Annotated in this window: 15 protein-coding genes and 5 tRNA genes; 2 read left to right on the forward strand and 18 right to left on the reverse strand. The window is 43.1% G+C overall.

Annotated elements, in window-relative coordinates; all coding sequences use genetic code 11:
- Positions 1-77: 77 nt before the first annotated feature.
- The 15 genes from rpoC to UCH003_RS11790 form a co-directional block, all read right to left on the reverse strand.
- Positions 78-4,604 (reverse strand): DNA-directed RNA polymerase subunit beta', encoded by a 4,527-nt coding sequence (rpoC, locus tag UCH003_RS11725; protein ID WP_060826648.1) that lies wholly within the window; start codon positions 4,602-4,604, stop codon positions 78-80.
- The gene (rpoB, locus tag UCH003_RS11730) at positions 4,582-8,739 is read right to left on the reverse strand and encodes a DNA-directed RNA polymerase subunit beta (protein ID WP_060826649.1); all 4,158 of its coding nucleotides are present in this window, start codon (positions 8,737-8,739) and stop codon (positions 4,582-4,584) included. Before rpoB ends, rpoC begins: the two co-directional genes overlap by 23 nt.
- A 126-nt stretch (positions 8,740-8,865) precedes the next feature.
- Positions 8,866-9,240: a 50S ribosomal protein L7/L12 gene (gene rplL, locus UCH003_RS11735; RefSeq protein WP_039672125.1), complete on the reverse strand. Its 375-nt coding sequence runs from the start codon at positions 9,238-9,240 to the stop codon at positions 8,866-8,868.
- 93 nt (positions 9,241-9,333) lie between these two features.
- Positions 9,334-9,816: a 50S ribosomal protein L10 gene (gene rplJ / locus UCH003_RS11740; RefSeq protein WP_039672124.1), complete on the reverse strand. Its 483-nt coding sequence runs from the start codon at positions 9,814-9,816 to the stop codon at positions 9,334-9,336.
- Between the two features lie 112 nt (positions 9,817-9,928).
- Positions 9,929-10,633: a 50S ribosomal protein L1 gene (gene rplA, locus UCH003_RS11745; protein ID WP_060826650.1), complete on the reverse strand. Its 705-nt coding sequence runs from the start codon at positions 10,631-10,633 to the stop codon at positions 9,929-9,931.
- Between the two features lie 59 nt (positions 10,634-10,692).
- The gene (gene rplK / locus UCH003_RS11750) at positions 10,693-11,118 is read right to left on the reverse strand and encodes a 50S ribosomal protein L11 (protein ID WP_041962924.1); all 426 of its coding nucleotides are present in this window, start codon (positions 11,116-11,118) and stop codon (positions 10,693-10,695) included.
- Between the two features lie 16 nt (positions 11,119-11,134).
- The gene (gene nusG, locus UCH003_RS11755) at positions 11,135-11,665 is read right to left on the reverse strand and encodes a transcription termination/antitermination protein NusG (RefSeq protein WP_039672121.1); all 531 of its coding nucleotides are present in this window, start codon (positions 11,663-11,665) and stop codon (positions 11,135-11,137) included.
- Between the two features lie 9 nt (positions 11,666-11,674).
- Positions 11,675-11,854 (reverse strand): preprotein translocase subunit SecE, encoded by a 180-nt coding sequence (gene secE, locus UCH003_RS13600; protein ID WP_082006872.1) that lies wholly within the window; start codon positions 11,852-11,854, stop codon positions 11,675-11,677.
- Positions 11,855-11,871: 17 nt separating this feature from the next.
- Positions 11,872-11,947: transfer RNA gene (locus UCH003_RS11760), tRNA-Trp, on the reverse strand.
- A gap of 29 nt (positions 11,948-11,976) precedes the next feature.
- Entirely contained in the window at positions 11,977-12,135 is a 159-nt protein-coding gene (gene rpmG / locus UCH003_RS11765; RefSeq protein WP_012856149.1) for a 50S ribosomal protein L33, read from the reverse strand.
- A 51-nt stretch (positions 12,136-12,186) separates the two neighbouring features.
- Positions 12,187-13,386 (reverse strand): elongation factor Tu, encoded by a 1,200-nt coding sequence (gene tuf, locus UCH003_RS11770; RefSeq protein WP_039672119.1) that lies wholly within the window; start codon positions 13,384-13,386, stop codon positions 12,187-12,189.
- 72 nt (positions 13,387-13,458) lie between these two features.
- Positions 13,459-13,533 (reverse strand) — tRNA-Thr (locus UCH003_RS11775).
- Between the two features lie 149 nt (positions 13,534-13,682).
- Positions 13,683-13,759: transfer RNA gene (locus tag UCH003_RS11780), tRNA-Gly, on the reverse strand.
- Positions 13,760-13,762: 3 nt separating this feature from the next.
- Positions 13,763-13,847 (reverse strand) — tRNA-Tyr (locus UCH003_RS11785).
- A 49-nt stretch (positions 13,848-13,896) separates the two neighbouring features.
- Positions 13,897-13,972, reverse strand: a tRNA-Thr gene (locus UCH003_RS11790).
- A gap of 100 nt (positions 13,973-14,072) precedes the next feature.
- Between UCH003_RS11790 and UCH003_RS11795 the strand changes: the two genes are divergently transcribed.
- Together UCH003_RS11795 and UCH003_RS11800 are read left to right on the forward strand one after the other, a co-directional pair.
- Complete coding sequence (locus UCH003_RS11795; protein WP_060826651.1) at positions 14,073-14,816, forward strand: YaaA family protein; 744 nt, start codon at positions 14,073-14,075, stop codon at positions 14,814-14,816.
- Between the two features lie 57 nt (positions 14,817-14,873).
- Entirely contained in the window at positions 14,874-15,095 is a 222-nt protein-coding gene (locus UCH003_RS11800) for a hypothetical protein (protein ID WP_060826652.1), read from the forward strand.
- 92 nt (positions 15,096-15,187) lie between these two features.
- Here the strand turns inward: UCH003_RS11800 and UCH003_RS11805 are convergent, their stop codons facing one another.
- From UCH003_RS11805 to UCH003_RS11810, 3 genes are all read right to left on the reverse strand, one after another.
- Complete coding sequence (locus UCH003_RS11805; RefSeq protein WP_060826653.1) at positions 15,188-17,332, reverse strand: sensor domain-containing protein; 2,145 nt, start codon at positions 17,330-17,332, stop codon at positions 15,188-15,190.
- An 82-nt stretch (positions 17,333-17,414) separates the two neighbouring features.
- On the reverse strand, positions 17,415-17,543 hold the full coding sequence (locus tag UCH003_RS13970) for a hypothetical protein (RefSeq protein ID WP_280936890.1): 129 nt from the start codon (positions 17,541-17,543) through the stop codon (positions 17,415-17,417).
- Between the two features lie 59 nt (positions 17,544-17,602).
- Entirely contained in the window at positions 17,603-21,199 is a 3,597-nt protein-coding gene (locus tag UCH003_RS11810; RefSeq protein WP_060826654.1) for a bifunctional proline dehydrogenase/L-glutamate gamma-semialdehyde dehydrogenase, read from the reverse strand.
- Positions 21,200-21,210: the final 11 nt, after the last annotated feature.

Consider the following 21,210-nt stretch of genomic DNA (forward strand, 5'->3'; position numbering starts at 1 on the left):
TTTGTTTTGTAAAAAATAGGTGCTAATTTTATTTAAAAATAGCTTAAAAAAAGGTTAAGTTAAGGAAAACCCTTAACTTAACCTCTACTTGGATTCAATTCGATATTGAATTTTTTGTTTTGATACAAGCCGGTACCGACTGGAATCATACGACCTAAAATAACGTTTTCTTTCAAGTCTTCCAAAAGATCCATTTTGCCCGCGATACTCGCTTCGGTAAGAACTTTCGTCGTTTCTTGGAACGATGCCGCCGAAATAACGCTATCACTACCGATGGCAGCACGCGTAACGCCTAAGAGTGTCGGTTCGGCAATCGCCGGTTCTCCGCCCATTTTCATCACCGCTTCGTTTTCTTCTCTAAAACGTCTTCGGCTCACTAAATCACCGATAATAAACTTCGTATTGCCGCTATCGACGATACGAACTTGTCGCAACATTTGCGAAACGATAATCTCGATGTGTTTATCGTTAATCGCAACGCCTTGACCGCGATAGACTTGTTGAATTTCGCTGATCAAATAGTAATGCAACGCTTTTTCGCCCATAATACGTAAAATATCATGGCTAGAAATTACGCCGTCGGTCAAACGCTCACCCGCATGGACGAACTCGCCCGCTTGGACGTGGATTTGGGTATTTTTATCGACTAAATACTCAACGCTTGTTCCGTCTTTAGCTTCGATAATAATACGCTCTTTTGAACGAAGCGGTTTACCGAAACGAATCGTTCCGTCGATTTCCGCAATGACCGTTGCATTTTTCGGACGACGTGCTTCAAAAAGCTCACTAATACGCGGAAGACCGCCGGTAATATCTTTCGATTTGGCGATCGCTTTCGGCGTTCGTCCGATTAAGTCGGCAAGACCTACGCTTGTGCCGTTTTGAACGAAAATAGCCGTTTTAGGCTCTAATTGATACTTGATCACTTCGCCGTTTTTATTGACGATAATAATTGTCGGCTTCATACCGCTCGGTAAGTATTCATTAATCACAAGTCTGCTTTGACCCGTCATATCGTCGAATTGCTCGGTTGCGCTAATGCCCGGTTCGATATCTTCAAACGTAATCGTACCCGCGTCTTCGGCAATAATCGGCGTTGAATACGGATCCCATTCGGCAATCGTAATTTGTTCGCTCGTAGACGGATACCCGATTAACGTTTTTGCTTCTACGACGCTATTGTCCGCTATATCGATAATCGTATCGCGCGGAATATAGTGACGAACCGCTTCTCGGTCGTCTTTATCCGCGACAACGGCAAAAATACCTTTTTCTTTAACGATATGCCCTTTGACGATTTCATGAATACGCTCTAAATAATCGCCTCTAAGCTTATAATATTTTACGATTCCTTTAGCGTCGGCATGAATTTTTTGAATAATCGGCTCGCCGTTTTTCACTTTCAACTCGCTCGCATACGGAATACGACTCGGTACGTTCCATCCTTCGCGAATGACTTCAACGATACTTTCGTTTTCTTCAACAATATCGCCGCTGTTATACGGAATAAAAAACTTACCTTCAATTTTTCCGCTCACGCCGGCAAGCTCGTTTGGTTTCGCAAAGTCGCTTTTACGAAGCGTGTATCGAGCGTTAGCATCGTTAGCACCGATGATAGAAATAACCGTCTCTTCGTGCGCGGTATCAATTTCAATGCGTCCTTTGAACAAAGCTTTGATTTTTGGTTCAACCAATAAAACTGCCGCATTTCTTCGATTAGCAACGATATTTTTATTCTCTTTCGTCGTATAGGTTTTCACGTTGTAATAGCGGATAAAACCCTCTTTTTGTGCGATAACCTGACGATCTTGCGATTCGGTCGACGCCGTACCACCGATGTGGAATGTACGAAGTGTTAGCTGCGTACCTGGCTCACCGATGGATTGTGCTGAGATAATACCTACTGCTTCGCCCGGGCGAACCAAGGTTCCCTCTGCCAAGTTGGTACCATAACATTTAGCACACACACCTTTTTTAGCTTTACATGTAATCGGCGTACGAATGACAACCGACTTGATGCTGGCTTCTTTTAGGGCTTGCGCTTTTTTCTCATCGATAATCGTTCCTTCGGTAAAAAGAACCTCGTTGGTAATCGTATCGATCACGTCTTCGGCTAAAACACGTCCCAAAGCTCTTTCGTAAAGCGATTCGACCAACTCGCCGCTTTCGCTAATATCGGTAATCTCGACGCCTTCGTGCGTACCGCAATCGTCCATGGTCACTTTTACGTTTTGAGCAACGTCGATCAGTTTACGTGTCAAGTAACCTGCATTCGCCGTTTTAAGCGCGGTATCCGCTAAACCTTTACGCGCACCGTGCGTTGAAATAAAGTACTCTAATACGTTTAGACCTTCGCGGAAGTTTGAAATAATCGGCGTTTCGATAATCGAACCGTCCGGTTTTGCCATCAAACCCCTCATACCTGCTAGCTGACGAATCTGTGCCGCAGAACCGCGTGCACCTGAATCTGCCATCATGTAAATCGAGTTAAACCCGCCTTTGTCGCTCTCGGTAAGCTTCATCATCTCCGACGCTACTTCGTTGTTCGTATCAGTCCAAATATCGATAATTTTATTGTAACGCTCTTGCTCGGTCAATAAACCCGAACTGAACTGCTTTTGGATTTCACGAACGCGTTTTTTCGCCTCTTTAATCTTCTTAATTTTGGCTTCCGGCACGCGAATATCGTCGATAGATACTGAAATACCCGCTTGCGTTGCGTATTTAAAACCGAGATTTTTTAAATTATCCAAAAAGCTTGCCGTAATACCGATACCGCCCTCTTTAAAGATATAATCGACCAATCCGCCGATATTTTTCTTTTTCAAAACACGATTCCATAGCTCTTCGGGGACAAAATCCGGTAGAATCGATTTTAAGATTAATCGACCGGCGGTCGTAAATAAAACACGTTCGTTAATACGCGTTTTAATTTTGGCGTGAATATCCAAAAATCCAGCGTCGATTGCAATATGAACTTCATTAATGTTTGCAAAAATTTTGTTACTTCCCATAGCATGCGGTTTTTCCAACGTTAGATAATAAAGTCCCAAAACCATATCTTGTGTTGGAACCGTTACCGCTTTACCGGAAGCCGGAAGCAAGATGTTCATAGAACTTAGCATCAAAATCTTACACTCAGCAATCGCCTCTTGTGACAATGGAACGTGAACCGCCATCTGGTCGCCGTCAAAGTCTGCGTTGAACGCAGAACAAACAAGCGGGTGTAAGCGAATTGCTTTACCGTCAATCAAAACAGGGTGAAACGCCTGAATGGAAAGTTTGTGAAGCGTTGGCGCACGGTTAAGCATAATCGGATGACCTTTAACCACTTCGGCAAGGCATTCCCACACTTCATTGGTTTTCATATCGATCATTTTTTTGGCTTGTTTGACCGTTGTCGCATACCCTTTTTCTTCAAGGCGTGCTAACAAATGCGGCTTAAACAACTCAAGTGCCATCTGTTTTGGAAGACCGCACTGATCCATTTTCAAGTTGGGTCCTACAACGATAACCGAACGACCTGAAAAGTCAACCCTTTTACCGAGTAGGTTTTGACGGAAACGTCCTTGTTTACCTTTGATAATTTCAGAAAGCGATTTAAGAGGACGTTTGTTCGCACCTTTGACGGCATTTGCACGACGACCGTTATCAAAAAGCGCATCGACCGCTTCTTGTAACATACGTTTTTCGTTGCGAATAATAATTTCAGGCGCATCCAGCTCCATCAAACGCTTCAAACGCGCATTTCGATTGATAACACGACGGTAAAGATCATTGACGTCACTGACCGCAAATTTACCACCATCTAGTGCAACCAACGGTCTTAAATCCGGAGGTAAAACCGGTAACATCGTAATCATCATCCATTCAGGTCTGTTGCCGCTATTTAAGAATGCTTCAACGACTTTCAAACGTTTGACGATGGTTTTTTTCTTCGCTTCGGAACTGGTTTGATTGATTTCATCTTTGAGTTGTCCCAAAAGTTCGACTAAATCAAGATTGGCCAGCATATCACGAATAACTTCACCGCCCATTTTTGCGACAAAACCGCTATCGCCGAATTTTTGCTGTAAAGCTTGGTATTGCTCTTCGTTTAAAACATCGTATGCCGCCACTTTATTTTTGTTTTCGGCATCGTAAAACGCATCGCCGGATTGCTCAACGATGTAGGCTTCATAGTAAAGTACGCGCTCTAGATCTTTCATTTTAACGCCAAGGAGTGTTCCTACACGGCTTGGAAGAGAATTTACATACCAAATATGGGCTACGGGCGTTACAAGCTCAATGTGACCCATACGAGAACGTCGCACTTTCGTACTCGTGACTTCAACACCGCATTTTTCACATTTAATGCCTTTGTAACGCATCTTTTTGTATTTTCCGCACAGACATTCATAATCTCTGACGGGTCCAAAGATTTTGGCACAAAAAAGACCGTCACGCTCCGGTTTTAAGGTACGATAGTTGATCGTTTCGGGTTTTTTAACCTCACCGTAACTCCATGAGCGAATCTTTTCGGGACTTGCAAGTCTTAATTGAAATGCTTTAAAATCCCTCGGACGACTCTCTTCGTGAATCTCAATTGGTTCTAATCGTTTCATCTTCTTCCACCTCGTCATAAATCTCAACATCTAAAGCCAAAGACTTCAACTCATTCGTTAAAACATAAAATGTTTCAGGAATTCCCGTTTGAGGGACATTTTCGCCTCTTGTGAGTGATTTATACGCCAAAATACGTCCTTCGACGTCATCTGATTTGACCGTTAACATCTCTCGTAGGGTATGTGCCGCACCGTAAGCTTCAAGTGCCCATACCTCCATTTCTCCGAATCTTTGACCGCCGAAGAGTGCTTTACCACCTACTGGTTGTTGCGTAACAAGCGAGTATGGTCCGGTACTTCGTGCATGCACTTTTTCGTCAACCAAGTGGTGGAGTTTTAACATGTACATGTAACCCACGTTAACTCTTTCATGCATTTTTTGACCCGTCATACCGTCGTATAAATCGGTTTTGCCGTCCGTATCGATTTTTGCCATCTCAAAGAGTTTACTAAATTCTTCAACGTTAACACCCTCAAAAATAGGCGTCGCAAATTTAACACCTTTGCTCCAATCACGGGCATAATCGATTAATTTTTCGTCGCTCAAGGTTTCAATAAAACTAGCCGCATTCATCAACTTAGCGACATTAGCGATGTCGATCATTTTTTCGCGGAGTGCTTTAACCCAACCCTCTTGTTTCTCTTTGAACATCTCTTCAATTTGAGTACCGAGTCGTTTACCTGCTAAACCTAAATGCACTTCCAAAATTTGTCCGATATTCATACGACTTGGAACACCCAGCGGATTTAAAACGATATCGACGATTTCGCCGTTTTTAAGGTACGGCATATCAACTTCACGGACGATATTAGAAACAATACCTTTATTTCCATGTCGTCCCGCCATTTTATCGCCGACTTTAAGCTTACGTTTCGTAGCCACATAGACTTTGACAAGCTTCACGACACCGCTTGGTAAAATGTCGTCTTTTTCGATGATATTGAGTTTCTCGTCATGCTCTTCTTTAAGCTTTTTCTTCTCATTTTGGAAATAAGCTTTCAAATCTTTATAAGCATCTTGAACCTCGTCCGAAAATGCTTTAACGATCGAGTTAATCGAAAATCGATTGACGTTGTGAAGGTCTTCGGCTTTAATCATATCGCCTTTTTTATAAGCGCGTTTATTAATCTCTTGATCTTCGTGCAACGGGTTTTTCAAAAGCAACGCATTGATACGAAGCATCTCTTCACGATCCAGCATTAAAAGCTTATCGTGATGTTCACGATCTAAAATTTCTTTTTCTTCTTCATACGCTTGAACCGCACGCGGATCTTTGTCGTAGCCTTTTTTCGTAAAAATTTTCACGTCGACGACGATACCTTCCAAAGAAGGCGTTGCATAAAGCGATTTATTCACGACATGTCCCGCTTTTTCGCCGAAAATTGCACGTAAAAGTCGCTCTTCTGGAGTGGGTTTTACTTCGCCTTTGGGTGAAACTTTACCGACCAAGATCATACCCGGAGTTACGTACGTACCGATTTTAACGATACCGCTATCGTCAAGGTGCGCTAGCTCTTCTTCTTTGACGTTGGGAATATCTTTGGTAATCTCTTCCACGCCGTCTTTAAGTTCACGCGCTTCAATCTCTTTTTCATAAATATGAACGCTCGTAAACGCGTCTTCACGAATCATACGCTCAGAGATAACGATCGCATCTTCGTAGTTATAACCGTTCCACGGCATAAAGGCAACCATCGCGTTTTTACCGATAGCTAGCTCGCCTTGATCCATACTTGGACCGTCTGCAATTACGCCGCCTTTTTCGATAAAATCGCCTTTTTTCACGATCACTTTTTGCGTAAACGTCGTATTTTGGTTGGTACGAAGATTTTTTTGAAGTGCGTAATGATCGATAAATGCACCTCCTTCGTCTTCGCCTAAAATGTAAACGTTTTTATTATCGACTTTTTCAACGATTCCCGCACGTTTGGCTTTAATCGCTTCCCACGAGTCGCGTGCCGCGATTTTTTCAACACCCGTACCGACGATCGGAGCATCCGATTTTACCAAAGGAACGGCTTGGCGTTGCATGTTTGAGCCCATCAATGCACGGTTGGCGTCGTCGTGTTCCAAGAACGGAATCAACGAAGCAGCAACACCGGCGATCATCATCGAAGAAAGGTCAATTAAATCAACTTTCTCTTTCTCGATCAAGACGGTTTCGCCGTCAACCCTAACCTCGATCAAATCTTCAACGATTTCGTTGTTTTCATTGATTTTCGTACTGGCAGGTGCAATAACGAGTCCCTCTTCTTGGGTTGCCGTAATGTAGATAATCTCGTCCGTAATACGTGCGTTTTCGACCTTGCGATACGGTGCTTCCACAAAACCCAAATCATTGACTTTCGCATACATTGAAAGCGTATTGATCAAACCGATGTTTTGACCCTCTGGGGTTTCAACCGGACAGATACGACCGTAATGCGTCGGATGAACGTCGCGCACTTCAAAGCCTGCACGTTCTTTTACCAAACCGCCCTCTCCGAGTGCCGATAAACGACGCTTATGCGTAATTTCGCTGAGTGGATTTGTTTGATCCATAAACTGCGATAACTGACCGCTAGCAAAGAATTCCGCAATCGCAGACGTAATCATTTTAGAGTTAATCAAATCATGCGGCATTAACTCTTCGACGCTTCCGCTAAGTGCCGTAAACTTATCGCGAATCGCTTTTTGCATTTTGATCAAGCCCGAATGCAATTCATTCGCCAAAAGCTCGCCGATAGCTCTAATTCTTCTGTTACCCAAGTGGTCGCGGTCGTCGATATGACCTTGTCCGTTTTTGACTTTAATTAAATATTTTGCGGTTTTAATAATATCTTCGCTGGTCATAATCGTCACATACTCAGGAACCGTAAGTCCTAGTTTGTGATTCATCTTCATACGACCAACTTTGGTTAAATCGTAACGCTCGGAATTGAAGAATAAGTCTTTTACGAAGAGCTTCGCAGCTTCTTTCGTTACCGGCTCGCCGGGGCGCATTACTTTGTAAATACGAATTGCCGCAAGATCGTTTTCGTCTTCGATACTTTCGGTTTGACGTAAAAGTTTCAACGTTTCGTTATCGGCGATAAACGAGTTGATAATCGCATCGTCCACACCGCTGGCAAGATCGTTCGCAATTTCAATCGTCGTACATTTTTGCTCGATAATTTTGGTCAATTTACCCTCATCGAGCTGCGTCAGCGTGTCGTATAAAATCTCGCCGCTTTCTTGATCGATAATCGGGGAAGAGAGGAAACGATTGACCAAAATTTCAACCGGATATTCAATATATTTGACACCGTCTTCAATCAATTTTTCCGCTTTTTTTCGTGCCAAACGTTTACCGGCCGCTAAAAGAAGCGTACCGTTTTCATCTTTTAGGTCAAAATCGACACGACCTAAAAAATTATCTGCCGAAAATTCAATCAAAAATTTGTTATCACGAATTAAAATATTCAATACGGGGTAGAAAAGTTTTAAAATATCTTGTTTGCTGTATCCTAATGCCCTAAAAAGGATCGTAATCGGTACTTTTCTACGTTTATTGATTCTGACGAACAACGTATCTTTTGCATCGTATTCAAAGTATAACCACGATCCGCGATCGGGAATAATTTGAGCGTTGTAGATGAGTTTATTGGCAACCGTCGGACTCTCTTCTTCTTTAAAGATAACACCGGGGCTTCTGTGAAGCTGGTTGACGACGACTCTCTCGACGCCGTTAATAATAAACGACGTTCGATCCGTCATTAAAGGAATTTCACGAATAAAAATGGCTTGTTCTTTAATATCTTTCACGCCGGTTTTTTCACCGGTTTTTTCATCTTTATCCCACAGGATAAGGCGAATGTTCATTTTGATGCTAACCGAATACGTCAGTCCTCGCTCCATACACTCTCTAACCGTGTATCTGGGTTTGCCGATTTCTGATCCTGCGTATTCTAAAGTAAGTCTATTTTGGGGATCGTGGATGGGGAAAATGGATTTAAAAACCTTCTCTACACCGCTTTCATCTTGAAGGTTTTCGACATTTAAAAATTGTTCATAACTCTTTTGCTGAAGTTGTAATAGGTTGGGTACATCAATTTTTTTCGGAACTTTAGAAAAATCGACTCGTAAGCGATTTCCTGATTTTAAGCTATTTAACATGAGTCTACCTCGTGTAGTTGTTTGAAAAGGGCAGTAGGTTCATCTATCGCTGGATAGAATGTATAACGACTAAAAATATCCTAGGAAAGTTAATGAGAGAAACCGAAGTTTCTCTCGAAAATCAGATTACTTGATTTCAGCGACAGCGCCGGCTTCTTCAAGTTTCTTTTTAATTTCTTCTGCAAGTTGTTTAGATACGCCTTCTTTAATCGTTGTAGGTGCGCCCTCAACTGCGTCTTTAGCCTCTTTAAGACCAAGACCAGTGATTTCTCTTACGACTTTAATAGCGTTGATTTTTTTCTCGCCACCGTCTTTAAGGATAACGTCAAACTCAGTTTTCTCTTCAACCGCTTCAGCCGCAACCGCAGCACCAGCGCCCGCTACCATAACCGGAGCGGCAGATACACCGAATTTCTCTTCGAAATCTTTAACCAATTGGCTTAATTCAAGTACGCTAAGACCTGAAATATACTCTAATACGTCTTCTTTTGAAATTGCCATTTCAAATCTCCTGATGTTTTTATAGTTATAAATGATTCTACAAGAGTCTGGCTCTTGCATTCTACATGTAAGGCTTATACCTTAACAAACTCTTTATTCTGACTCTTGTTTTTTAGCACGAAGTGCATCAAGACCGATTGTAAAGTTGGTAATCGGTGCCATCCAAGTTGATAGAAGCATTCCAATAAGCTCGTTACGAGACGGCATTTTAGAAAGTGCTTCAACTTTAGCAGCATCAACAACTTCGCCGCCTGCATAACCGAATTTCACAACAAAATTTGGATTCGTTTTGGCAAAGTTTGCGACAACTTTAGTTACGGCTAGTTGATCTTCGCCCCAAACAAAAATGTTGGAGTCTTTGAGTTCCAAACCATCTAAGCCCGCATCTTTCATAGCAATCGATGCCAAAGTATTTTTGATAACTTTTACTTTTACGGATTCCGGCCTTGAGTTGTTTCGTAATGCTTCAAGGGATTTCGTATTAAGACCTTTGTAGTCACATACAATTAAACCGTCGGAAGCTTTAAACTCTGAAGCTAGCGTACTGATAAATTCCGCTTTCTCTGTTCTTGTCAATTTTTCTCCTTTCCAACTGGCGATTTCAAGTAGAGGCGGAGGCACTCCGCATTAAGTCTAGCGACCTCTACTATCTCCAATCAAAGATTAACGTACGATATTTAAGGAAGAGTTATCGAAGGTCGATTAACTCTTGGTTTTCAAGATTCATTGACGGGCTCATCGTTAATGAAAGAGCCGCACTCTTAATATACTTACCTTTCGCGGCAGCCGGTTTATGTTTGTTAATCGCTCTTACGAATGCTTCGAAGTTTTCACGAATTTGTGCATCGCTAAAGCTTATTTTACCGATACCGGCATGAATATTTCCTTGTTTGTCGACACGGAAATTGACTTGACCGCCTTTGTTGTTTTCAACGGCTTTGGCAACATCCATCGTAACGGTACCGGTTTTTGGATTCGGCATAATACCTTTTGGTCCAAGAATTCGGCCTACTTTACCGACCAAACCCATCATGTTAGGCGTAGCAATCAAAACGTCGAAATTAATACGACCTGCTTGAATCTCTTCGATCAAATCGTCGCTTCCTACGATATCCGCACCTGCAGCCTTTGCTTCATCGGCTTTGTCGTCTTTTGCAATAACCGCAACACGAACGGTTTTACCCGTACCCGCAGGTAAAACAACCGAACCTCTTACCATTTGGTCGGCGTGTCTTGGATCGACGTTTAGTTTAAGTGCGATTTCGATGGTTTCGTCGAATTTTGCGGAAGCGAGGTTTTTAATGTTTGCCAATGCTTCGTCGACGGAATATTTTTTTTCTTTATCTACTTTTTTCAATAATTCTTGAAAACGTTTATTTACTCTTTTTGCCATACTTATCTCCGCATAATTTTGCTTCCGCTTATTATATCCCTAGCGGTAGAGGGGTATTTTTAATCGACGACGTTAATACCGATACTTCTAGCAGATCCGGCAATAATTTTAGCCGCTTGCTCGCGATCTTTCGTATTAAGATCGGCAATTTTTTTCTCGACGATCTCAAGAACTTGTGCTTTTGTCAAAGTAGCGACTTTGTTTTTAAGCGGGTTACTTGAACCGCTTTTAATACCGGCCGCTTTTTTGATAAGATCAGTAGCAGGCGGTTGTTTGGTGATAAAGGTAAAACTTTTATCAGCATAAACCGTAATCACGACAGGGATTCTAAATCCAGCTAAATCTTTCGTTCTTTCATTGAACGCTTTACAAAATTCCATAATATTCACGCCTCTTTGACCAAGAGCCGGACCGACCGGTGGTGATGGATTTGCTTTAGCGGCTTCAATTTGTAATTTAATTTCGCCAATGACTTTTTTTGCCATTTCTTTTCCTTTACGCTTAAACTATTTTTTCAACTTGAGAATAAAGAATCTCAACGGGTGTACTTCGACCAAAAATTGAAACATTGAGTGTGAGTTTGCCGTGAACCATATCGTATTCTTCGACTGAGCCGGTAAAGTTTGCAAAAGGACCTTCTGTGATCCTAACGCTCTCACCTGTCTCAAAGAAAATTTTCGGTTTAGGCGCACCTTTTTTCTCGGCTTTTTCCAAAATCAATGCGATGTCTTTTTCACTTAAAGGCGTAGGCTTTTTAGCCTCTCCGATAAATCGTCCGACTTTCGGCAAAGATTGGATTAAATGCCAAAGTGCCGTATCTAAATCGAGTTTTGCAAACGCATAACCCGGATACAAACTTCGCTCACTAATCTTCTTTTTACCATTCTTAACTTCAATGACATCTTCTGTCGGAACAAGAATTTGCTCTAACTTATCGGCAATACCATGATCATTAACAAGAGTGATAATTCCTTTTTTAACTGCTTGCTCACTTCCTGCATACGTTTGAATTGCATACCATCGATGTGCCATTTTCTCTCCTTAAATTAAAGAGGACAAAGAAAAAGACATAACAGCGTCAATCAATGCTAAAAAAAGTGATATAACGGTTACGACGACAAAGACAGAAATAAAGGCATTTCGAATCTGCTCTTTAATCGGGAAAATAACCTTTGACAACTCAGCTTTAGAATATTGATAATAAGCTCTTAATTTTTCCATTGCATTACCTCGACTAGTGGCAGGGTAGGAGGGACTCGAACCCCCAACCTGCGGTTTTGGAGACCGACGCTCTACCGTTGGAGCTACTACCCTACATGTAAAGTTAAGTCAAAAAATTCGACTTAACTTTTTAATTTCACTTCTTTGTGAACGGTGTGTTTTTTCAAACGTGGACAATATTTACTGAGTTCGACTTTTTCAGTTACTGTCTTGCTGTTTTTTGTTGTAGTGTAATTGATGTCACCACATTCAGAACATTTAAGTCCGATTTTAACGGTCATACTATTTCCTTGACTAAATTACATGTAAGGGTTTCCCCTTACATGTTAAAATTACTTGATGATTTTGGCAACAACACCCGCACCAACTGTTCTACCACCCTCACGGATCGCAAAACGAGTACCCTCTTCAAGAGCGATAGGTGCAATAAGTGCAACTTTGATTTTAACGTTATCACCAGGCATAACCATCTCAGTACCTTCCGGTAATGTGATAGAACCTGTTACGTCTGTTGTACGTACATAGAATTGTGGTCTATAGTTGTTGAAGAATGGAGTATGACGTCCGCCCTCTTCTTTGCTTAGTACGTATACTTCAGCTTCGAAGTCAGTGTGTGGAGTGATTGATTTTGGTTTACAAAGAACCATACCACGCTCAACTTCTTCTTTTTTGATACCACGTAGTAAAATACCGCAGTTATCGCCTGCTTCACCGCGTTCCATCTCTTTACGGAACATTTCAACACCGGTTACGGTTGTTGTTTTCGTATCTTTAATACCGACGATTTCGATAGTCTCACCGATTTTTACGGCACCTCTTTCGATTTTACCCGTAACAACGGTACCGCGACCTGAAATTGAGAATACGTCTTCGATAGGCATCAAGAAATCTTTATCGATTTCACGTTCTGGAGTTGGGATATAAGCATCAACGGCAGCCATCAAATCAAGGATTTTTTGACCCCATGCATCAACTTTACCCGCTTTAGCTTCTTCAAGAGCTTTAAGCGCAGAACCTGCTACGATTGGTGTATCGTCGCCTGGAAAATCGTATGAGCTAAGAAGTTCTCTAATTTCCATTTCAACGAGTTCAAGAAGTTCTTCATCGTCAACCATGTCCGCTTTGTTCATGAAAACAACGATATAAGGAACACCTACTTGACGTGAAAGAAGGATGTGCTCACGAGTTTGTGGCATTGGGCCGTCTGCTGCAGAAACAACGAGGATCGCGCCGTCCATTTGAGCAGCACCGGTGATCATGTTTTTAACATAGTCGGCGTGGCCTGGGCAGTCTACGTGAGCGTAGTGGCGATTTTCTGTTTCGTATTCAATGTGTGAGGTTGCGATCGTAATACCGCGCTCTCTCTCTTCAGGAGCGTTATCAATACCATCATAATCTTTAAAATCAGCAAGACCTTTGGTTGCAAGAACTGCTGAAATTGCTGCCGTGAGCGTAGTTTTACCATGGTCAACGTGACCGATAGTTCCGATGTTAACGTGTGGCTTGGTTCTAGAGAACTTTTCTTTTGCCATTTTTTCCTCCGTAATGAGTTTTTGTTTTTAATGCATGTTCAATTTGCAAAGTTTTTCAAACTTTATAGTGAATGGAGCTCATAGAGGGACTTGAACCCTCGACCTCTTCCTTACCAAGGAAGTGCTCTACCCCTGAGCCATATGAGCCGACGACATAAAAGGGAACCGACATGATATCTAAAAACTGTAACAATCTGATTTCATAAAACGTAAGAAAGGTAAGCCTACTGAACTTGTTCTGTAGTGCATTAATGCAGAAGAAATTCAACAGCTCCCAGTTTATGTTACAAAATCGTTGGAGCGGGAGACGGGACTCGAACCCGCGACCCCCAGCTTGGAAGGCTAATGCTCTAGCCGACTGAGCTACTCCCGCAAATGGTGGTGAGAGAAGGATTCGAACCTTCGAAGACATAGTCAGCAGATTTACAGTCTGCCCTCGTTGGCCACTTGAGTATCTCACCGTATCTATACCATTTTACTTCTGGTCAAACACTGTCTTTCACAAAAAAGTGGAGCTGGTGAACGGAGTCGAACCGCCGACCTACTGCTTACAAGGCAGTTGCTCTACCGACTGAGCTACACCAGCACCCGTGATTGTGAGGTGAAAGTATATCTTAATTGACAAGCAAAGTCAATACTATTCTACGCTAAAATAATCGGTATCTTTATCTGAGGAGATTTATCGCATGAAAATTCTTTTTTCACCGAGCGAAACAAAAACACTTTTTCGCAAAACACCCCCTTTGAATCCCGATAGTTTTATCTTTCCCGATCTTTATAAACGGCGTCTGGAAGTTTTAGAACGCTATCACGTGCTTCTCCAAACCGCAAACGATGCAAGCCTTCGCTCGATTTTCGGACTCAAAGATATTTCGCTTTGCAAAGAGTGGATGCAAACGCCTTTATTCGACGCTCCGACATGTAAAGCAATCGAACGTTATAGCGGCGTTGCTTACGATTATTTGGATTATGCTTCTTTAAATCCTTCGTCCCAAACGTTTCTCGACCAAAACGTGATGATTTTTTCCAATCTTTTCGGACCGATTTTGGCGCAAGACGAAATTCCCAACTACCGAGTTCATCAAGGCGCATCGCTTGAGGGCTTCAAACCTGAAACGTTTTATCATACTTTTTTTTCACAAGCCATTGATGATTGGATTGCGAACGAGACGCTTTTAGATTTACGCGCCGGCTTTTACGAAAAGTTTTACATGCCGCAAAAACCTTATATCACGATGAAGTTTCTCAAAGGAGGAAAGGTTGTCAGCCATTTTGCCAAAGCATACCGCGGCAAGGTCTTACGACAGATTGCTTACGAACAACCCGTCGATGATGCGGCACTGCAAACAATTGCTTTTGAACATCTTCGTATCGTCGAAATACACCGTAAAAAACTCAAACACGAATATGTTTACGAGATTATTGATTGATTTAGAATAAAAAAGGTACAATTAGCCGCAAATCTATTATTTAGGTAAGGAGACGCTATGGATATTTTACAATGGATCGTCATCGGTGTATTGGTTTATACGATCTACTATCTTATTAACAAATACGAACAACGCGTCAATGAACTGACTCGTCTTATCGAGCTGAACCGCGAAGAGATTAACCGCAATAAAGAGAATATTGCAAAAAATGCCGACGGTGTCGCAAAAAATAAAGAAAAGCTTGAACTCAACCAAGCGATTATCGAAAAACTCAAATAATCCGATCGAATAGTCTAAGAATCAAAGAGCAATACCGCTCTTGATTCTTGGATAGACGACATGCCAAACAATCCGAGAATTCCTTCTCTTCTTTAAAAAGATTCGGCAAATATTCGAAACTCTTCTTGCGGCATCGGTTTAGCGAAATGAAATCCTTGAACCTCATCGCATCCGTGTCCGCCTAATGCTATCAACGTTTCACCCTCTTCGACGCCTTCGGCGATCGTTTTGAGATTTAGGCTCTTTGCCATTTGTATAACGGCTTTGACGATAGCGGCGTCTTCTTGATCGTGCAATAAATTCTTAATAAACGATTGGTCGATTTTCAGTTTATCTACGGCAAATTTTTTCAGATACGACAAAGACGAATATCCCGTTCCAAAATCGTCGATGGAAAGTTTAACCCCGATCGCTTTAAGATTTTGGATCGTCGTTCGTATTTTTTCCGTATCGTACATCATTGCGGATTCCGTGAGTTCAATTTCAAAGAACGCAGGCGAAAGCCCCGAGCTTGCAAGTGCTTTTTTGACAATTTCTTCTAAATTTCCTCGTTTAAACTGTACGGTCGAAATATTAACCGCAACGACGATTTGAATCCCCTGTCGATGCCAAAGCACCGCTTGTTTGCACGCCTCGTTGATGACCCATTCGCCGATTTTAATAATTAAACCGCTGTTTTCGGCAATCGGTATAAACTTAGAGGGCGCAATCAGCCCTTGCGTCGGGTGAATCCATCGAAGGAGAGCCTCGGCACCCGTAATCGTTTGACTTTGAATATCGATTTGCGGCTGGTAATGCAAAATAAACTCTCGATTGGCGATCGCGTTTTTCATATCGTGTAAGATTCGAAAATATTCTATCGTCTCTTCGTTCATGGAAGCATCGAAAAAATAAAACATATTTTTACCGAGTTCTTTGGCTTTGTGCATCGCGATGTCGGCTTTTCGTACCAGTGCGTCAAAGTCGTCTCCTTCGATCGGATAGACCGCAACGCCGATCGAAACGGAAGACGTAAGGTGATGCGCATCAACGCTTAAAGGGGTTTGAAAACTTTCCACGATGCGTTCGCATACCGACGTAATATCTTCGTTAGAACGGATATTGTTTAAAATAATTAAAAACTCGTCTCCGCTATGCCTTGCTAAAATATCGTTATCCCGAAGATTGTCCTGAAGCCTTTGCGCCACGCTTTTTAAGAGCATATCTCCGATGGCATGCCCAAAAGAGTCGTTGACGGTTTGAAAGTCGTCCACGTCGATAAATAAAACAGCCATTTGGTGGCTATGTTCCGTTTTAGGTTTATGCAAAAGGACTTGCTCTACTTCCAATTTTGCGCGTATGCGATTGGGCAGTTCCGTTAGGTAGTCGTGGTAGGCTAAAAATTCAACCTTTTTTTCCGCCTTTTTTTGCATGCTTACATCACGCCCTATCGCGATGATGCCGACGACGTTTCCTAATTTATCGAGCTCGGGAACCATCTGCATATGATGAACATACTCTTCGTCTTTAAATCGAAACGTTTGGTCGTATTCCATCCCTTTGCCCGTTTGAATAACGGAGTGTAGCTTTTCGATATACTCGGCGTACGTTTCTCCAAAAGTATCTACGCTTACCTCTTTTCCGATTAAAGTTTCGATCGGAACGTCAAAATATTTTTGGATTTGGTAGTTCAAATAAACAACCCTGCACTGTGAATCGTACCATGCGATATTGTTCGGAGAGTTATCGACGACGTCTTTAAACTTAAAACAGCTCTCTTTACCGAGCATCTGTTCCACAAAGCTTTTTTGATCGGCAATTTCTCGACAGACCGCTAACTGGTACGACTTGCCTTCAAAATCAAAACGGCTGATGCTCATGTCTATCAGGATCGTATGCCCTTTTTTCGTTTTATGGCGCGTCGTAAAACGAATCGTTTTTTCCTCTTTCATCTTTACAAAAAACTTTTTAGCTATATCGGGTGACCAACTCGGATCGATGTCGAAAAGGCTCATGCCGTTTGTCAACTCATCCCGCGAATACCCTAACATTTTTGCCGCCGTTTCGTTCACGTATAAAAAATGAGGACTCTCTTGATAGGTTAAGAAAATCGCTTCACCCAGATGATCTAACACAACGGGAAGCGCACATTTGGGAGAGGCTTTGGACGCGTAACATTTCATAAACGGAAAATCGGGGATTTTTTGAAGAATCGTATCAAACAGAAGGTGGCGTTGGTCTTGAGATAGCATGGACATAGTTGTATGATAGCCTTTGGGAAAATAATGCACCGACGATTTTCATCATTTCGTCACATCTTAGTCACATCATTTTACAAACCTATCCTAAAATTTTATTGAAATGCCGACGATCAAACGCCGTGACGATACGTACATGTAGCAAATCGGCATACCTCGTTTCAAACCTTTCGCCGTTTCTGAAATAACACGGTTCAAAAGATTCTTGCATACCGACGCTTTTTGTCGCTACATGTCACGCAAAGGGGCGGTTTCGCCCCTAAGGTATTTTCACGCTTTAATGCCGCGTGCACCGAGATTTCCGTAACGGTGATAACTGTGAGAAATGCTTTGTTCCATAAAATAATGCAACAACTCCAAGCGTCCTTCCATCAACGGTTTTTCCCGAACGATAAACGTGGCACTTTTTGCCGCTTCTTCAAATACGAACGGCGAAATACGTGCCGCATCGGCGTAGAAAATCTTTTGTACCGAAGCGAAGCATTGCGCAAACTCGGCTTCGTGTTCGCGTATGAGCGTATCGTGCGCACTAAGCCAACGCTCTTTGGTTTCATACATAAATGAAACCACACTGTTTTCCGCCTCCGAAGCGATACTGACATGTAAAGGGACTTGGGCAATTTTCGCCGCTACGATACGACTTAAAACGTCGAATAAGCTATCTTCTTGGCAGACGCGTAGGGCGACTTTACGTAAAGGTAAATATTTAAAGATATTGTCTTCACCTCGTACCTTGGCAAAATCAACCTCTTTGGCGAAAACCTCTTCATAATTTTCAAGATAACTTGCCGTAGCGAAAGAGAGTTTTTCAAACGTCTCTTTAAAAGCACCGTGCGTTCCGTGTTCGGCTTGGCGAGCCCATTCGCCGACCAAATCGCTCCATGCGTGTTTGAGGGAGCCTTTGATCTTCGGTGTACCGACCTCTTCGATGTCCATAAAAAGCGTCACGTAGTTATATGCACCCGCTTTGCGTCCCGCACCTACCGCGGATTTTCCCATGCCGCCGAAAGGTTGGCGAAGCACGATTGCACCCGTCGTTCCGCGATTGACGTAAAGATTGCCTGCTTGAAGATGCGCTTTCCAATACGCCACTTCCCTTTCATCCAAAGATTCGATCCCCGAAGTCAAACCGTATCCCGTCGCATTGACGATATCGACCGCGTGTTTAAGGTCTTTGGCACACATCACGGACAGTACCGGTCCAAAAAGTTCGTTCATATGGCAAAAACTGCCCTCTTTGACGCCCCATTTAATCGCTGGTTTTAACATGTAAGGATTACCCTCGACGTATTCGGGTGCTAAAGCCCAGCTCTCGCCGGCTTCCAAACTTTCCAATGCACGTTTGAGTGCGCCGCTTGGTTGGTTGGCAAGCGTTCCTAAACGATTTTTAAAATCCCAAACGGAACCTACATGTAAGCTTTTCGCGGCGTCGATTAACCCTTTTTTAAAATGCGGATCATGGTAGACTTCTTCTTCCAAAACCAAAAGCGAGGTTGCGGAACACTTTTGACCGCTGTTGGAAAACGCCGAATGAATCACGTTTTTAATCGCCTGATCGCGATCCGCCATCGCCGTAACGATCGTCGCGTCTTTCCCGCCCGTTTCCGCGCTTAAGAAAAGATTCGGTCTGTCTTTAAGCATGGCATACGCCGTCTCTTCGCCGCCCGTTAAAATCACGAAATCGACTTTTGAGTTTTTGACGAGGTGTTCACCCGCCAATGCGCCCGAGCACGGAACGAATTGAAGCGTATTTTGGCTGATTCCCGCATCCCAAAAACATCGGCACAACTCATACGCGCACAAAGTCGCCGCGCTGGCGGGTTTGACGATAACGCAATTGCCCGCCGCCAAAGCCGCAACGATACCGCCTGTGGGAATAGCGATCGGGAAGTTCCACGGAGGCGTGATAACGCCTACGCCTTTTCCGTTAAGAGAGAGGTTTTCGTACGCTTCAAAAAAGCGTACCGCGTGAGGGTAAAACTCTAAAAAGTCGATTGCTTCGCTGACTTCAACGTCGGTTTCGCTAAACACCTTCCCCACTTCCGCCGCCGCGACACCGATCAAATCGCCGCGTCTGGTACGTACGTTATTGGCGACTTTGCATAAAATTTCATGGCGAGCCGCATGGCTAAGCGTTCGCCAGCCGTCCGCATCTTGCACGGCAACCTCAACCGCGCGTTTTAAATCTTCGGGCGTCGCCGTAGCGTATCTTCCGCAAAGCACGCCCTCTTTGAGTTGCGATTTATCGATAACGTCGTTAAGAGGACGTTCGCGCAACGCTTCGCCGCCGACGACGACAGGTGTCGTCTCTAGCGTCTGGGCTGCTCGTTTCATCCAACGCGTTCGAATCTGTTTTGCCCACTCTTTGTTGGGGCTTAGGATAAAGTCCGTATCGCTCTCTCCGTGAAACATTCCGGTGTAAAAACTACCGCCTTTAAAATCGTTCCATTCCTCTTCCAAACGATTTTGGCGACGTTTTGAGCCGATGAACACCTGTTTGGCATTTTCAAACGAAGCGATAAAACGCTCTTTTTGCGCTTCCCATTCGGGAGTGCCGACTTTCAATCCGAACGAGTAACGAATAAAGTTTTCCGTGCCCGTATTTTCATCCAAACGGCGCACCAAATAGCCGATGGCGTTGGTAAACTGCTCTTTTTTTGCCGTCGGCGCGTACAAAATAATCTCTTGACTGATTTGTTTAATCGCCAAACGTGCCGACTCGCTCATACCCTCCAACATCTCCATCGTAAAGTATTCTCCGGTACCGTATTGTTTCGCCAATTCGTATCCGTAGGCATGCTCAAAGAGGTTGTGTGAGGCGATTCCGATATTGACAAACGGTGCATTTTCGGGGCGCAAAGCAAACTCCGCCATGATTTTGTAGTTGCTGTCGGTGTCGATTTTTTTCGTATGCGTGACCATTTCCCAATGGCGAAGTGCCGCCTCGGTCTCTTCCATTTCCATATTTGCGCCCTTTACCAAACGCATCTTCACGGGTTTTCCGCCCGCTTGAACCCGCTTACGTGCCCATTCGACCAATTTTTGTTGCCACAAATGCGAATCGGGTAAATACGCCTGAAGGACGATACCCGCATAAAAATCTTGAAATTCAGGCTGTTCGAGCGTTTTGGTAAAGGCATAGAACGTTAACGCCAAATCGCGATACTCTTCCATATCGAGGTTGATAAATTTATTTTCTTTTTCGCCTTTGGCATTGGTAAAGCTGTATTTTTTTGCTTGCGCATAAATGAGGCTCAAACGTTTCACCAGTTCGTCGATCGTGTCTTCGAACGAAAGCGCGTTGATTTGCGAAAAAATCGTCGAGATTTTGATGGAAATATAATCGACGTTGGGATTTTCAAGCACTTTGAGGTATTTTTCAATGCGCTCCTGCGCTTCGTCTTCGCCCAAAACAATTTCGCCGATCAAGTTGATATTCACGCGCGTTCCTTCGGCACGTCGTTTTTCAAGGTGCGCGTTCAAGGCCTCTTCCTCGCCTTTTAAGACGACCGTTTTGGTATCTTCGCGAACGTTTTTCACAAAAAGCGGTACGGAAATTTGCGGCAGATAAATCCCTGCATGTAAAAATAAAAAGACCAAAAATCGCTCGCTCGTCGTAAAAAACGACGCCATACCGTATTTGTCGAACAGGTATTCGATCTGATTGGCCACACGTGCGGGATTCGCGCTACGAAAGCTCTGATCCATCAGTTCGATTAAAAAAACTTTGTCTTTAGGATGGCTGAGCATCGTGTTCATTTTGATAGCAAAATTGCGATCAAAATCACTGACAAGCTCGCTTGCTCGGTTTTGCCATATCTCGGCCAAGGCAATAGCCCGTTGAATCACTTCGGTATCTGGTTGCATGTTCGCTCCTT

The sequence above is a fragment of the Sulfurospirillum cavolei genome, assembly GCF_001548055.1.
GTDB lineage: Bacteria > Campylobacterota > Campylobacteria > Campylobacterales > Sulfurospirillaceae > Sulfurospirillum.

Excerpts from the sequence above, each read along its gene's own strand:
- rpoC (WP_060826648.1), bottom strand. The coding sequence starts at position 4,604 with ATGAAACGATTAGAACCAATTGAGATTCACGAAGAGAGTCGTCCGAGG.
- rpoB (WP_060826649.1), bottom strand. The coding sequence starts at position 8,739 with ATGTTAAATAGCTTAAAATCAGGAAATCGCTTACGAGTCGATTTTTCT.
- rplL (WP_039672125.1), bottom strand. The coding sequence starts at position 9,240 with ATGGCAATTTCAAAAGAAGACGTATTAGAGTATATTTCAGGTCTTAGC.
- rplA (WP_060826650.1), bottom strand. The coding sequence starts at position 10,633 with ATGGCAAAAAGAGTAAATAAACGTTTTCAAGAATTATTGAAAAAAGTA.
- rplK (WP_041962924.1), bottom strand. The coding sequence starts at position 11,118 with ATGGCAAAAAAAGTCATTGGCGAAATTAAATTACAAATTGAAGCCGCT.
- nusG (WP_039672121.1), bottom strand. The coding sequence starts at position 11,665 with ATGGCACATCGATGGTATGCAATTCAAACGTATGCAGGAAGTGAGCAA.
- secE (WP_082006872.1), bottom strand. The coding sequence starts at position 11,854 with ATGGAAAAATTAAGAGCTTATTATCAATATTCTAAAGCTGAGTTGTCA.
- rpmG (WP_012856149.1), bottom strand. The coding sequence starts at position 12,135 with ATGACCGTTAAAATCGGACTTAAATGTTCTGAATGTGGTGACATCAAT.
- tuf (WP_039672119.1), bottom strand. The coding sequence starts at position 13,386 with ATGGCAAAAGAAAAGTTCTCTAGAACCAAGCCACACGTTAACATCGGA.
- UCH003_RS11795 (WP_060826651.1), top strand. The coding sequence starts at position 14,073 with ATGAAAATTCTTTTTTCACCGAGCGAAACAAAAACACTTTTTCGCAAA.
- UCH003_RS11800 (WP_060826652.1), top strand. The coding sequence starts at position 14,874 with ATGGATATTTTACAATGGATCGTCATCGGTGTATTGGTTTATACGATC.
- UCH003_RS11805 (WP_060826653.1), bottom strand. The coding sequence starts at position 17,332 with ATGTCCATGCTATCTCAAGACCAACGCCACCTTCTGTTTGATACGATT.
- UCH003_RS13970 (WP_280936890.1), bottom strand. The coding sequence starts at position 17,543 with ATGCAAGAATCTTTTGAACCGTGTTATTTCAGAAACGGCGAAAGGTTT.
- UCH003_RS11810 (WP_060826654.1), bottom strand. The coding sequence starts at position 21,199 with ATGCAACCAGATACCGAAGTGATTCAACGGGCTATTGCCTTGGCCGAG.